This window comes from Phenylobacterium sp., from assembly GCF_044236515.1.
Taxonomy (GTDB): domain Bacteria; phylum Pseudomonadota; class Alphaproteobacteria; order Caulobacterales; family Caulobacteraceae; genus Phenylobacterium.
Genome location: NZ_JBIIGK010000083.1, coordinates 1 through 12,992 on the forward strand (window position 1 = coordinate 1; position 12,992 = coordinate 12,992).

The 12,992-nt window shown below is 70.4% G+C and carries 14 protein-coding genes; 5 read left to right on the forward strand and 9 right to left on the reverse strand.

All coding sequences use genetic code 11. The annotated features are described in order from the left end of the window. The 5 genes from ACILRF_RS09875 to guaA all read left to right on the forward strand — a co-directional run. Positions 1-279 (forward strand): SAM-dependent methyltransferase (locus tag ACILRF_RS09875; protein ID WP_395672384.1); only part of this gene is annotated, 279 nt, incomplete at its 5' end. Positions 280-367: 88 nt separating this feature from the next. Beyond that, positions 368-1,828 carry an IMP dehydrogenase gene (gene guaB, locus ACILRF_RS09880; protein WP_395672386.1) on the forward strand — a complete coding sequence of 487 codons (1,461 nt, stop codon included), beginning with the start codon at positions 368-370 and terminating at the stop codon, positions 1,826-1,828. 12 nt (positions 1,829-1,840) lie between these two features. Further along, positions 1,841-2,236 (forward strand): MAPEG family protein, encoded by a 396-nt coding sequence (locus tag ACILRF_RS09885; protein WP_395672388.1) that lies wholly within the window; start codon positions 1,841-1,843, stop codon positions 2,234-2,236. Between the two features lie 4 nt (positions 2,237-2,240). Beyond that, positions 2,241-3,512 (forward strand): RsmB/NOP family class I SAM-dependent RNA methyltransferase, encoded by a 1,272-nt coding sequence (locus ACILRF_RS09890; protein ID WP_395672390.1) that lies wholly within the window; start codon positions 2,241-2,243, stop codon positions 3,510-3,512. A 9-nt stretch (positions 3,513-3,521) separates the two neighbouring features. Next, positions 3,522-5,081: a glutamine-hydrolyzing GMP synthase gene (guaA, locus tag ACILRF_RS09895; RefSeq protein WP_395672392.1), complete on the forward strand. Its 1,560-nt coding sequence runs from the start codon at positions 3,522-3,524 to the stop codon at positions 5,079-5,081. A gap of 15 nt (positions 5,082-5,096) precedes the next feature. Here guaA and ACILRF_RS09900 read toward each other — a convergent pair whose 3' ends face one another. The 9 genes from ACILRF_RS09900 to ACILRF_RS09940 form a co-directional block, all read right to left on the reverse strand. Further along, complete coding sequence (locus ACILRF_RS09900; protein ID WP_395672394.1) at positions 5,097-6,224, reverse strand: zinc-dependent alcohol dehydrogenase family protein; 1,128 nt, start codon at positions 6,222-6,224, stop codon at positions 5,097-5,099. Between the two features lie 4 nt (positions 6,225-6,228). After that, on the reverse strand, positions 6,229-6,696 hold the full coding sequence (locus ACILRF_RS09905) for an acyl-CoA thioesterase (protein WP_395672396.1): 468 nt from the start codon (positions 6,694-6,696) through the stop codon (positions 6,229-6,231). A gap of 49 nt (positions 6,697-6,745) precedes the next feature. After that, a complete protein-coding gene (locus tag ACILRF_RS09910) occupies positions 6,746-7,768 on the reverse strand; it encodes an acetamidase/formamidase family protein (RefSeq protein ID WP_395672398.1) in 1,023 nt (340 codons plus the stop codon). A 74-nt stretch (positions 7,769-7,842) separates the two neighbouring features. Beyond that, positions 7,843-8,394, reverse strand: coding sequence for a DUF1003 domain-containing protein (locus tag ACILRF_RS09915; RefSeq protein ID WP_395672399.1), 552 nt, complete (start codon positions 8,392-8,394; stop codon positions 7,843-7,845). Then, positions 8,387-10,075, reverse strand: a complete 1,689-nt coding sequence (locus tag ACILRF_RS09920; RefSeq protein WP_395672401.1) for a hypothetical protein — start codon at positions 10,073-10,075, stop codon at positions 8,387-8,389. The genes ACILRF_RS09915 and ACILRF_RS09920 overlap by 8 nt, the downstream gene beginning before the upstream one ends. Beyond that, positions 10,076-10,597 (reverse strand): dual specificity protein phosphatase family protein, encoded by a 522-nt coding sequence (locus ACILRF_RS09925; RefSeq protein ID WP_395672403.1) that lies wholly within the window; start codon positions 10,595-10,597, stop codon positions 10,076-10,078. It abuts the gene before it with no gap. A gap of 4 nt (positions 10,598-10,601) precedes the next feature. After that, a complete protein-coding gene (locus tag ACILRF_RS09930) occupies positions 10,602-11,522 on the reverse strand; it encodes a beta-xylosidase (protein ID WP_395672405.1) in 921 nt (306 codons plus the stop codon). Beyond that, positions 11,519-12,307, reverse strand: a complete 789-nt coding sequence (locus ACILRF_RS09935; RefSeq protein ID WP_395672407.1) for a TIGR04290 family methyltransferase — start codon at positions 12,305-12,307, stop codon at positions 11,519-11,521. The genes ACILRF_RS09930 and ACILRF_RS09935 overlap by 4 nt, the downstream gene beginning before the upstream one ends. Next, positions 12,304-12,992, reverse strand: a 689-nt coding sequence (locus tag ACILRF_RS09940) for an inositol-3-phosphate synthase (protein ID WP_395672409.1), incomplete at its 5' end; no start/stop codon positions are given. The genes ACILRF_RS09940 and ACILRF_RS09935, both read right to left, overlap by 4 nt.

The window sequence follows — 12,992 nt, forward strand, 5'->3', positions numbered from 1 at the left end:
GACGTCGTCCTCTCCGACATGGCCCCGAACACCGTCGGCCACCGCGAAACCGATCACCTGCGCATCGTCGGCCTGATCGAAGCGGCGCGCGACTTCGCCGTCGAGGTGCTGAAACCGGGCGGGAGCTTCGTCGCTAAGGCCTTCCAGGGCGGCGGCACCGATCAACTGATCGCCGGCCTCAACAAGCACTTCGCCAAGGTCCGCAACGTCAAGCCGAAGGCCAGCCGTCAGGACAGCTCCGAGGTCTTCCTGGTGGCCACCGGGTTCAAGGGTCGCTGACGCCCGTCCGCTCGGCCTTTTTGCAGCGGGGGCCTTGCGGCCGGACGGCCGGCCCGCGTATACCCGCGCCGCAAAACGAGGTGTCTCAATGGAGATTCGCGAAGGGCTCACCTTCGACGATGTTTTGCTCGAACCCGGCCCGTCCGAGGTTATGCCGACCCAGGTCGACGTCGCCACCCGGTTCACGCGAGATATCAAGCTGAACATCCCGCTCGTGTCCGCCGCCATGGACACGGTCACGGAAAGCCGCCTGGCTATCGCCATGGCCCAGGCTGGCGGCATGGGGATCCTGCACCGCAATCTGACGGTGGAGGAGCAGGCCGACCACGTGCGCGAGGTCAAGCGCTACGAAAGCGGCATGGTCATCAATCCGCTGACCATCCATCCCGACACGCCGCTCAGCGAGGTCCGCCAGATCAAGGCGCGTCGCAAGATCTCGGGCTTCCCCGTGGTCGACAGCGGCGGCAAGCTTTGCGGCATCCTGACCAACCGCGACATGCGCTTCGAGAGCCGCGACGACGTTCCGGCCAAGGCGCTGATGACCTCCGACAACCTGGTCACCGTCAAGGAAGGCGTCGCCCAGGCCGAGGCCCGCGAACTCCTGCGCCGCCACAAGATCGAGCGGCTGATCGTCGTCGATGATCAGGACCGCGCGGTCGGCCTGATCACCGTCAAGGACATGGAGAAGTCCCAGGCCCATCCGCACGCCGCCAAGGATGCGCAAGGCCGCCTGCTGGTCGGCGCCGCCACCACCGTCGGCGACGCCGGGTTCGAGCGCTCCATGGCCCTGGTCGAGGCCGGCGTCGACGTCATCGTCATCGACACCGCCCACGGCCACAACGCCGACGTCGCCAAGGCCGTCGACCGGGTGAAGCGCGAGACCAACCGCGTCCAGGTCGTCGCCGGCAACGTCGCCACCTATGACGGCGCCCGGGCGCTGATCGACGCCGGCGCCGACGCCGTGAAGGTCGGCATCGGTCCCGGCTCGATCTGCACCACCCGCATCGTCGCCGGCGTCGGCGTTCCGCAGCTGACGGCCATCGCTGACGCCGTGCGCGCCGGCCTCGCCGCCGACGTGCCGATCATCGCCGACGGCGGCATCAAGTACTCTGGCGACCTCGCCAAGGCGCTCGCCATGGGCGCCTCGGTGGCCATGATGGGCTCGGTGTTCGCCGGCGTCGACGAAGGTCCCGGCGAGGTGTTCCTGTATCAGGGCCGCTCCTACAAGGCCTATCGCGGCATGGGCTCGCTGGGCGCCATGGGGCAGGGGTCCGCCGACCGCTACTTCCAGAAGGACGTCAAGGACGCGCTCAAGCTCGTTCCCGAGGGGATCGAGGGCCAGGTGCCGTACAAGGGCCCGATCGCCCCGATCCTGCACCAGATGGTCGGCGGCCTGCGGGCCGCCATGGGCTACGTCGGCGCGGCCAACCTGGTCGAGTTCCGCGAGCGGGCCCGGTTCATCCGCATCACCGGCGCCGGCCTGCGCGAAAGCCATGTCCACGACGTGATGATCACCCGAGAGGCGCCGAACTATCCGAGCGCCGTCTGAAGGAGCCGCCCGATGAGCGACGTCGTCGAACTGAAGCTGCTCGCCGCCGCCGTCGTCATCGGGCTGGTCCAGCTCGCCTGGGCCGCCGTCGCCGCCCGTCGCCAGCAGAACCTGAAGTGGGCGGCTGGCCCGCGCGACACGCCGATGCCGATCACCGGCGTCGCCGCCCGCCTGGACCGCGCCTTCCGCAACTTCCAGGAGACCTTCCCATTGTTCGCCACGGCGGTGCTGGCCGCCGTGCTGATGGGCAAGACCGGCGAGCTGACTCTGTGGGGCGCCGGGCTCTACGTCGCCTGCCGGGCGATCTATGTGCCGATCTACGCCGCCGGCATCCCGCGCATCCGCTCGTTGGTGTGGGCGATTTCCCTGGTGGGGCTGATCCTGGTGATCGTCGCCCTGTTCCGGTGAGCTGATGCGGGACGGCGGACGCCTGGCCGCGGCCATCGAGGTCCTCTCCGAGATCGAGACGCACGGCCGCCCGGTCCGGCTGGCCCTCAAGGCCTGGAGCGACGCGGCACGCTATGCCGGCTCAAAGGACCGCGCCTTCATCTCCGGTCTGGTCCTCGACGCCCTGCGCCGCCGCCGCTCGCTCGCCTGGCGAATGGGGGATGAGACGCCGCGGGCCGCCGCCCTCGGGGCCCTGCGCTTTGCGTGGGACTGGCCCGTCGAGCGGATCGACGAGGCGGCCGCCGAGACGCCGCACGGCCCCGGCCCCCTGACCGAAACCGAGCGCGCGGCCCTGCAAAGCCCGCGGCCGCTGACCGACGCCGGCCCCGACGTGCGCGGCGACTACCCCGACTGGCTCGACGCCTCCCTGGCCCGCGCCTTTGGCGACGGCCGCGTGGGGGAGGGCGAGGCTCTCGCCCAGCGCGCCCCGGTCGACCTGCGCGTCAATCGCCTGAAGACCGATCCCGACCGCGCCCTGCAGGCCCTGGCTCCGCTGGGTGTCGCGCCGGCGGGCCTTCTGCCTGACGCCCTCCGTCTCGCCGCGCCCGATCCCGCCCAGCGGTCCGGCGCGGTCGAAGCGACGCCCGAGTTCGAGAAGGGCTGGTTCGAGGTCCAGGATCTCGGCTCGCAGATCGCCGCTTCCGCGGCTGGCGAGGTCAAAGGCAAGCAGATCCTCGACCTTTGCGCCGGCGGCGGCGGCAAGACCCTGGCGATTGCCGCGGCCATGGGCGCCAGCGGCCAGATCTACGCCTACGACGCCGACGCCCGCCGTTTGGCCGACACCGCCCGGCGGGCCGAGCGAGCCGGCGTCCGCAACCTTCAGGTCCGCCCCCCGAAGTCTAAGACCAGCGATCTCGAGGGCCGCATGGACGTCGTGTTCATCGACGCCCCCTGCACCGGGACCGGCTCCTGGCGGCGCCATCCCGACACCAAGTGGCGGCTGACGCCGGAGGCCCTGGCCCGTCGCCAGGCCGACCAGGACGGAGTCCTCGACGACGGCGCCCGCTTCGCGAAGCCAGGCGGCCGTCTCGTCTACGTCACCTGTTCGATCCTGCCGGAGGAGAACGAGGACCGCGTCGCCGCCTTCCTCGACCGCCATCCGGGCTTCTGCATCCGGCCCGCGACCGACCACCCCGACCTTGCGCCTCGGCTGACCCCCGACGGCTTCCTACGCCTTTCCCCCCACGCCAGCGGAACGGACGGCTTTTTCGTCGCCGTCCTCGAGAAACCTCGCTAACGGAGCCCCATGACCAGCACCGCCCACGAACGCGTCCTCATCGTCGACTTCGGCAGCCAGGTGACCCAGCTGATCGCCCGGCGGCTGCGCGAGAGCGGGGTCTATTGCGAGATCCATCCCTACGACCGCATCGACGAGACGCTGGAGGCCTTCGGTCCCAAGGCGATCATCCTCTCCGGGGGCCCGGCCAGCGTGCATGAGGCCGAGAGCCCGGCGGTGTCGAAGAAGGTGTTCGAGGCCGGCGTGCCGGTGCTCGGCATCTGCTACGGCGAGCAGACCATGTGCGCCGAGCTCGGCGGCCGGGTCGAGCCCGGCACGACCCGCGAGTTCGGCCGCGCCGAGATCGAGATCGTCCGGGAAAGCCCGCTGGTCGAGGGCCTCGGCGACCTCGGCCATTCCGAAACCGTCTGGATGAGCCACGGCGACAAGGTCACCGCCCTGCCGCCCGGTTTCGAGACCGTCGCCGTCTCGGAAGGCAGCCCCTATGCGATCATCGCCGACGAGGGCCGCCGCTTCTACGGCATCCAGTTCCACCCGGAGGTCGCCCACACCCCGCGCGGCGCCCTGATCCTGCGCAACTTCACCCACCGGATCGCCGGCCTGAAGGGTGACTGGACCATGGCCTCCTATCGCCAGGAGCAGATCGCCAAGATCCGCGCCCAGGTCGGCGACGCCAAGGTGATCTGCGGCCTCTCCGGCGGCGTCGACAGCTCCGTCGCCGCCGTCCTGATCCACGAGGCCATCGGCGACCAGCTGACCTGCGTCTTCGTCGACACCGGCCTGCTGCGCAAGGACGAGGGCCAGCAGGTCGTCACCATGTTCCGGGACCACTACAATATCCCGCTGGTACACGTTGATGCGTCTGATCTTTTCCTCGGAGAGCTGGCCGGCGTCAGCGACCCGGAGACCAAGCGCAAGACCATCGGCCGCCTGTTCATCGACGTCTTCGACAAGGAGAGCGCCAAGATCGAGGGCGCGCAGTTCCTCGCCCAGGGCACGCTCTATCCCGACGTCATCGAAAGCATCTCGGCCAGCGGCGGCCCCTCGGCGGTGATCAAAAGCCACCACAACGTCGGCGGTCTGCCGGACTACATGAAGCTGAAGCTGGTCGAGCCGCTGCGCGAGCTGTTCAAGGATGAGGTCCGCGCCCTGGGCGTCGAGCTCGGTCTGCCGCCGGCCTTCGTCGGACGCCACCCGTTCCCGGGCCCCGGCCTCGCCATCCGCATCCCCGGCGAGATCACCCGCGAGAAGGTCGCCGTGCTGCAGGCCGCCGACGCCATCTATCTCGAGGAAATCCGCAAGGCCGGCCTCTACGACACCATCTGGCAGGCCTTCGCCGTTCTGCTGCCGGTGAAGACGGTCGGCGTCATGGGCGACGCCCGCACCTACGAAAACGTCCTGGCCCTGCGCGCCGTCACCTCGACCGACGGGATGACCGCCGATTTCTTCGAATTCCCGTGGGAAGTCCTGTCGCGCTGCGCGACCCGGATCATCAACGAGGTCCGCGGCGTCAACCGCGTCGTCTACGACGTGACCTCCAAGCCGCCGGGCACCATCGAGTGGGAATAGGCGCTCGGGGCGCCCTCAGTCGAACCGCACCACTTGCCGCACGGCCTTGCCCTCTCGCAGGCGGTCGAAGCCGGTGTTGATCTCGTCCAGGGTCAGCGCTCCGGACATCAGCCGGTCGATCGGCAGCCGGCCGGCCCGATAGAGCGCCACATAGGCCGGCAGGTCGCGCACCGGCACGCAGCTGCCGATGTAGCTGCCGCGCACCGACCGCTCCTCGGCGACCAGGCCGACGATGTCGAGCGGCAGGGTCCGGCCCGGCGGCGGCAGGCCGGCGGTGACGGTGGCGCCGCCGCGCCGGGTCATGCGCACGGCCGCGTCCAGGGCGTCGATCGACCCGGCCATTTCGATCGCGTAGTCGACGCCGCCCCGCGTCTGTTCCCGCACCTTGGCCGCCGTGTCCGGGTCGCGGGCGTCGAACGTCGCCGTCGCCCCCAGGCGCGCGGCGATCTCCAGCTTCTCGGCCGAGACGTCGACGGCGATCACCTGTGAGGCGCCCGCCGCCGCCGCGCCCAACACTGACGCCAGCCCCACGCCGCCCAGTCCGACCACCGCCACGGTCTCGCCCGGCCGCACCCGCGCCGTGTTCACCACCGCGCCGACCCCGGTCAGCACGGCGCAGCCGAACAGGGCGGCGTCCTCGAACGACAGCTCCCGGTCGATCCGCACGAGCGAGCGGCGTGAGACCACGGCGTGCTCGGCGAAGGCCGAGCAGCCGAGATGGTGGTGCACGGGCGCGCCGTTCAGGCTGATCCGCGTGCCGCCGCGCAGCAGCTCGCCGTTGCGGTTGGCGACCGCGCCGGGCTCGCACAGGGCCGGCCGGCCTTCGGCGCAGGGCGTGCAGTGGCCGCAGCTTGGCATGAACACCATCACCACGTGATCGCCGACGGCCAAGTCCTCGACCTCGGGCCCCAGCGTCTCGACCACGCCCGCCGCCTCGTGGCCGAGCGCCATGGGCAGCGGCCGCGGCCGGGCCCCGTCGATCACCGACAGGTCCGAATGGCACAACCCCGCCGCCTTGATCCGCACCAGCACCTCGCCCGGCCCCGGCGGGGCCAGCTCGACGGTCTCGATGGTCAGCGGACGGCTGTCGGCATAGGGCGGCGCGACGCCCATGGCGCGAAGGATGGCGGCCCGGGTCTTCATCGCATCAGTCTCCGCAAGAGGCGGCTCGGTCGGCGGCGCCGCCGACCATCAGGGTCTCGAGGAAAGCCCGGGTCGCCGCGGGGATCGGACAGCTCCGATTGCTCGCCCGATCGACGTAGACATGGACGAAATAGCCCTCCGCCGACGGCGCCGGCTCGTCATTGCGGAACAGGCCGATCTCGTAACGGACACTCGACGTGCCGAGCTTGCTCACCCGCACGCCCGCGTCCACCCGGTCCGGGAAGGCGATCGGCGCCAGGTAGCGGCACGTGGTTTCGACTACCAGGCCGATCGCCGGACTCTCGGCGATGTCGAGAAGCCCCGCCTCGATCAGCAGGGCATTCACCGCGGTATCGAAGAACGAGTAGTAGACGACGTTGTTGACGTGCCGGTAGGCGTCGTTGTCCATCCAACGCGTCGTGATCGACCGGAACGCGGCATAGCTGTCGCGCGTCAATGCCGCGTCCGTCATGCCGACTCATTCCCCCGCTTCTTCTCAGGTGGACACTCGTAGCCCGAAGTCACGGCGCGACGAACACGCTCTTCGGAATGGTCATGTAGACGCCCATGTTGCGGTCGACGACCTCGCTCATCTTCAGGTCGGCGGCCAGGCCCGTCAGCATGTTGGCGTCCGACCGGCTGTAGCCGCGCTCCATCAGCATCGTGGTCATCTCGTCCACCGCGATCCGGGTCGCGGTCATCAGGTCGGCGTCCGCGCCGAAGGTGGCATGATAAGTCGGGGTCTCGATCCGCGGCCACTTCAGGGTCCGGTCGCGGTGCAGGATGATCTGCACCCGGCCGCGCAGCGAAGTCTCGACCGCCGTGCCGCCGACCTCGCCGTCGCCCTGCGCCGCATGGCCGTCGCCGATCGAGACGTTTCCGCCCTCGACGAACACCGGCAGGAACACCTTGGCGCCGGGGACCAGGTCCTTGATGTCCATGTTGCCGCCGTGATTGTCGGGCGGCAGGCTGCTGCGTCGCCCGGCCGAGGGCGGCGGCGAGACCCCGATGATGCCGAAGAACGGCCGCAGGGGGATCTCGACCCCCGGCATGGGCCGGACCACCCGCCGTTTCAGGTCCAGCGGGACGATCCGGTCCTTCGGCGCCTCGCAGTTGGCGGTGACCAGCGTGTATTCCGCGCTGCACGAGAAATAGCCGTAGGGGATCGCCGGCTCGACCGACAGGATCCGCACCTCCAGCACCATCCCCGGCTTTGCGCCCTCCACATGGATTGGGCCGGTCAGGATGTGGCCGGCCAAGGTGCGCGGGACCTTGGCGGTGATGTCGCGCAGACTCTGCTGCACCTCGGCGGGCGGCAGGCCCATCCGCTCCAGCCCCTCAGGCGTGTTGGTGATCAGGGTCTCGATGTCGACGATGTCGCCCGAGGCGATGCGTAGGGCCGGCGTCACCTCGGCCGAGAAATAGCCCCGGTGCACTGTCGTCACGGTCGGCTCCAGCCGGTGAACCCTTGGTGCGTCAGCCCCGCAGGTTAGGATGCCCAGGGTGAACAGCCCGGCCAGGCGCAGCGGACGACAGCAGTTCATTGCGTTCCCCGGGCTGACCCCTCGGCCGACATAGCGCGGCGTCCGCCGCACCTCGTCAAGCGCCCCTGACTGAACTAGTCCGGGGGCGCCTTCGCCGCCTGCAACTCGTCGAGGACCGCTTCGGGGGCGATGTCGCGCTCGAGCTCGGCCACCTCCCGGGACAGGTCGTCGGCGACTCCCAGGTGTTCGGCAATTCGCGAGGTCAGCGAGATCAGCCGCGTGATCTCGTGCTCGGCCAGCAGGTTGACCTGCAGGTCGAGGTCCGCCCGCCGGTCCGCCGCCGCCGCGGCGCGGTTCTGGCTGATCAGGACGAAGGTCGAGAGGAAGATCGCCTCCACCGACGCGACGGTCGCGAGGATCACGAACGTCCGGTCGAAACGCGGGATCGCCGGCACGAGGCCGATGTTCACCGCCACCCACGCCGCCACGATGGCAAGGTGCACCCAGACGAAGGTCATGCTGCCGGCGAACGCGGTGACCCGCTCGGACAGCCGGTCGGAGAACCCGGCGTGCGCTTCTTCCGCGGCCCGCCTGGCCTGCAGCGCCTGGATGTTCCGGGCGAGGGCGGTGTTCAGTCCGTCCGGCTGGGGCGGTGGGACGGTTGGGCTGGATGGCGGGTCAGGCACGGGCGCGCCTCCGGACGGCCGGATCGGTGACACCGGCGGCGGTTTCGAGGTGGGCGGCGTAGCGGCGGCGATGGGCGCGGATCCGCGCCGCTTCGCGCGGGTCGCTCTGGGTCTCGGCAAGCGACCAGAGCCCGCCCTGGAAGGCGGCGTAGCAGATCCCCATCACCTCGACCGATGCTGGATCGACACGCGCGCCGCTAGCCTCGCCGACGGCGCGGGCCAGCCGAGCCGTCTCCGCGTCGGACAGCCCGAATTCCACCGCCGCTCCGGCGATATCCCAGGCGACGTCCTGCGGGCCGATCAGGTCGTGGGCCTCGGCGTGGTCGAGGGCGTCGGTCTTGACGACACGGCCGCCGGGCGTCCGCCGCCATTCCCAGGCGTGGAGGCGGCCGTCGATGCGGATCGGCCGGGGTGCCGCGGCCGCGGCGAACAGCGCCTCCAGCCGCTCGCCAAGCTGCAACCCGGCTTCTGCGCCGCACAGCTCGGTGGCGTTGTGGGCGGCCATCTCGCGGAGCGCCCGGTGGTTGGCGCCGGCGCGGTCCCCGGCCGGCAGTTCGCGGGCCCGAAAGGCGAGGTAGTCCGCCAGGCCCGGCGGCGGGCCTGCGCGCCAGGGCTGGCCGCCCAGCCACCGCTCCAGAAGAAAGCCGTGGCGAAAGGCGAGCGGTTCGGCCGTGTAACCGGCGCCGGCCAAGCGTGCGGCCGTCTCGAACTTCTCCTCGCCGACCCCGCCGAGACCCGCGAACCGCGCCAGGAACACGCCGTGCCGGCTCGTCAGCCGGAACTTGCGCCGCTCCTGACCGGGGAAGACCGGCGGCCAGAGGGGCTCGGGCAGGTCCCGGCGCCAGGCGCCGCCGCTGAGGTCCTCGACCCGCACCGCCTCGCCGATGAGATCCGCGAACATCTCGGCGATCGGCGCCTCAGCCAGCAGGTCGTCGAGGGTGCGGTGGACCTTCGTCACCGCGCCCCAACGGACCCGGTGGCGCGGGCTGGCCTGAGGCCCTGGCTCCCCGTCGTGGCTCGGCATGAAGACAACCCGCTCCGGCGCAACGCCCAGCGCCTCGAGCAGGTCGGCGACCGCGCCGAACGAGCTGCCCGACAGGCCCGGGCCTTCGTCGACGATGGCGAACGGCCCGGAATGGTCGCGCAGCCGGGACTTGAGTCGGTCTGACGCGACGATCGTCCGGTCGAACGGATGACCGCGCGGGCGCAGCGAGATCGCGCGCCCGCCGGTGACCGCCGCCACCGTCGCCGCAAGGCTCGTGCCGATCGACCTCAGACCTATGACGAGCGGGGGGCTCGCCCAGGCGTGGGCTCGGGCGGCGGCGGCATAGGCCTCCGGCGTCACGCCGTAGAAGGCATAGCCTTCCGCCAGCTTGCCGCGGACCTCAGCGGGCAGGGGGCGCCGGGCCAGGGTGGCGAGTTCCGCGTCGCCGTCGCCCGCCTTACAGAACCGCCGGCGGGCGAGCGAGGTGCACAGCTCCATCGCGGCGCACTGCAGCGGCGTCACATCGTCGATGCCCGATCCCGCCGTCTCGGCGTCGGCCAAAGCCTGGGCCAGTTCGCCCGCGTCGATCAGCGCCCGGGTAAGATGCTCCGGCTCGCCGTCCGCAAGAGCCCGCCCAAGCTCAGCCAGGCGATCCTCTGGACGGAAGACCCGCCAATGATCGCCATAGACCAGCATCTAGGCGGGCGCGGCGAGGTGGCGGTACGCGACGCAGCCGAACTCATGATAGCTCGGGACGGCCGCGGCGGGCGTGTTGCGTCGTAGCCAGGACGCCCAGGCCGCATACTGGTCCTCGCTCGGCGACACCAGTTCCCGCGCGTCCTTGGCCAGCGTCAGCGCCGCCAGCGGCGCGACTCCCCGATCGGCCAGCACGCACAGCGCCACAGTCGGCGAGCGGCCGATGCCGTGCTCGCAATGGATCAGCACCCGCCGCCCTTCGGCGCGCATCCGCCGCGCGAACGCGACGCCCGCATCCAGCAGCGGCTGGCTCACCCCGCACATGTCCTCCGTGGGCAGGTGCAGGAAGTGCAGCCCGCAGGCGGCCATTTCCTCGGGGTCGTCGCAGACCTCGACCCGCACGTCGATGACCGCCCCGATCCCGTGCCTCAAGGCGAGGGTTGTCGCCCGCTCGGCCGGGAAGCTGCCGCCGACGGCAAGGTCCTCGGTGATCCAGTCGAGGTTCGGCCGCCACGGCTCCATCGCGCTACTCGGCGGCTTCGGCCGTTCGGACGGCGCGGGCCGGGGCATAGCGGCGGACCATCGTCGCGCAGAACTCGGCGAAATCTTCCGCGGCCTGCGGCGGGCTCGTGTGGTGGGGCTCGATCCCGCGGTGCTCCGGGGTGAAGCAGAAGGTGGCGGTGACCTCGAAATCCTCCAGCGCCGCCATCTGCCGGTCGAACCAGGCCAGCGCGTCCGGCCGGAAGCTGTCGGCCCACGAGAGGCCCGTGCGCAGGTGCCGGACGCCGAGCCGCTTCATCCAGGCGACGGCCTCGTCCAGCCGATGGTCCTCGAAGTGGAACCACTGGCAGAGTCCCATCTGCGCCGCGTAGGGCGCATAGGCCGCCAGACCGGGCTTCGGCGTCCCGTCCTCGCGCAGCAGCCCCATGTGGAAATGCCGATAGTAGGACGAGCCCTCGGCCTCCTTGTGCCGGGTGGTGGCTTCCCAGGTCTTCGGCAGGTCGTAGAGCGAGTACCAGTGAAGCCGCGGGACCCGGCCGATCAGCAGGTCGGCGGTCTTCTTCACACCCCAGGCCTGCACCTCCTCCGAGCCGAACGACGACACACCGACCTCGGTGACCCATATCGGTTTGTCGGTGACGGCCTCGATCTCCGCGATCTTGGCCGGCCACTCGTCGATGGCCCACAGGTTCCAGTCGAGGGGAAAGCCGTGCACCGCCACCACGTCCACGTGGTCCAGCGCGCCCTTGTCCGCCAAGCGGCGGACGAAGTGCGGATCGATCGGGCTCATCCCGCCCAGCACCCGCGTCAGGTTCGGGTTCTCCGCCGCGATCGCCTCGCCGGCGAGCCGCGTCATCCGGGCGAACAGGTCCCACTCAGGATCGAGGTTCGGGTCCCAGTGCGACTTGTTGTTGGGCTCGTTCCAGATCTTCACTGCCTCGATCACGGTTGGCTCCTTCCGTCGCCGTTGAGGCGCGGTTTGGCGGGATAGACCGCGCCCCAGGGCTTCGGCCGCTTGGTCACGCGGCAGACGAAGACCTCTTCCTCCGGATGCTCCAGGATCTCGAACCCGGCGCTGCGCAGCATCGCCGCCGAGCACGCGGCGTTCGGGATCCACCAGTTCGTCCAGTCGCCGGCGTACTCGTGCTCGACGAAGTGCATCTTCGGATAGCCGGGCGCCTTGAAGTGATCCTGTTCGAAGAAGTCGTAGTTGGCGCGCACCGGAGGCTGTTCCGGCGAGCCGCGCTGCATCGACTGATAGACCAGCAGGTCCCGCGCCACGTGGTCGCGGATCAGGTCCAGCGCCAGCAGCGGGTGGCGCAGGTGATAGAGCACGCCCATGAACAGCACGATGTCGAACCGCTCCCGAAGCTCGGCCACGTCGTAGACGCTCAGTTTACGGAACTCGATGTCCTGGCCCTTCACCTCGGCCGCGAAGCGGGCCTGCTCGAGGTAGCGGTCGTCGAAGTCGACCCCGACCACCCGATCGGCGCCGCGGCGCTTCATCTCGATGGCGTAGAACCCGGCGTTGCAGCCGATATCGAGCACCGTCAGGCCCGTCAGGTCCTCCGGGATGGCGTGCCGGAACCTCCGCCACTTCACGTTCGGATAGTCGTTGAGGAAGTGGTCCGGCGCGGTCGGCACCCCGCCGAGGTCGATGTTGTGGAACCACGGCCCAAGCGCCTCGGCGCGGCTGCGGATCTGCTCGACGCTGAGCGCGGGGGCGCTCACGACGCCAACCGCACCTTGGCCGCCCGCACCCGCGGCGCGGCGGCCCGGACCCCTTCGGCGATGAACCGCTCCGTGCGCTCGTGGGCCTCATGGTCGGTGTACTGCTCAGGCGGGCTCTTCATGAAATAGCTGGAGGGGCCCAGGAGCGGCCCGGCCTGGCGCCGGTCCAGGGCCAGCTTGGCGCAGCGGACGGCGTCGATGACGATGCCGGCAGAGTTCGGGCTGTCCCACACCTCCAGCTTCAGCTCGACGTTCAGCGGCACTCCGCCGAAGGTCGTGCCTTCGACCCGGATGTGCGCCCACTTGCGGTCGGTCAGCCACGGCACGTAGTCGCTGGGGCCGACGTGGATGTCGTTCTCCTCGACCGGCCCGTCGAACTGGCTCGTCACCGCCTGAGTCTTGGAGATCTTCTTCGAGGCCAGCCGCTCGCGCTCCAGCATGTTCTTGAAGTCGGCGTTGCCGCCGAAATTGAGCTGGTAGGTCCGGTCGATCCGGACGCCGCGCTCGCGGAACAGGTTGGCCAGCACCCGGTGGACGATGGTCGCCCCCACCTGGCTCTTGATGTCGTCGCCGATGATCGGCAGCCCGTGCGCGGCGAACCGGCGGGCCCAGGCGGGGTCGGAGGCGATGAACACCGGGATGCAGTTGACGAAGGCGCAACCGGCCGCCAGCGCCTGCTCGGCGT

What these genes read in the sequence shown, in the direction of transcription:
- guaB (WP_395672386.1), top strand. Translation starts at nt 368, where the DNA reads ATGGAGATTCGCGAAGGGCTCACCTTCGACGATGTTTTGCTCGAACCC.
- ACILRF_RS09885 (WP_395672388.1), top strand. Translation starts at nt 1,841, where the DNA reads ATGAGCGACGTCGTCGAACTGAAGCTGCTCGCCGCCGCCGTCGTCATC.
- ACILRF_RS09890 (WP_395672390.1), top strand. Translation starts at nt 2,241, where the DNA reads ATGCGGGACGGCGGACGCCTGGCCGCGGCCATCGAGGTCCTCTCCGAG.
- guaA (WP_395672392.1), top strand. Translation starts at nt 3,522, where the DNA reads ATGACCAGCACCGCCCACGAACGCGTCCTCATCGTCGACTTCGGCAGC.
- ACILRF_RS09900 (WP_395672394.1), bottom strand. Translation starts at nt 6,224, where the DNA reads ATGAAGACCCGGGCCGCCATCCTTCGCGCCATGGGCGTCGCGCCGCCC.
- ACILRF_RS09905 (WP_395672396.1), bottom strand. Translation starts at nt 6,696, where the DNA reads ATGACGGACGCGGCATTGACGCGCGACAGCTATGCCGCGTTCCGGTCG.
- ACILRF_RS09910 (WP_395672398.1), bottom strand. Translation starts at nt 7,768, where the DNA reads ATGAACTGCTGTCGTCCGCTGCGCCTGGCCGGGCTGTTCACCCTGGGC.
- ACILRF_RS09920 (WP_395672401.1), bottom strand. Translation starts at nt 10,075, where the DNA reads ATGCTGGTCTATGGCGATCATTGGCGGGTCTTCCGTCCAGAGGATCGC.
- ACILRF_RS09925 (WP_395672403.1), bottom strand. Translation starts at nt 10,597, where the DNA reads ATGGAGCCGTGGCGGCCGAACCTCGACTGGATCACCGAGGACCTTGCC.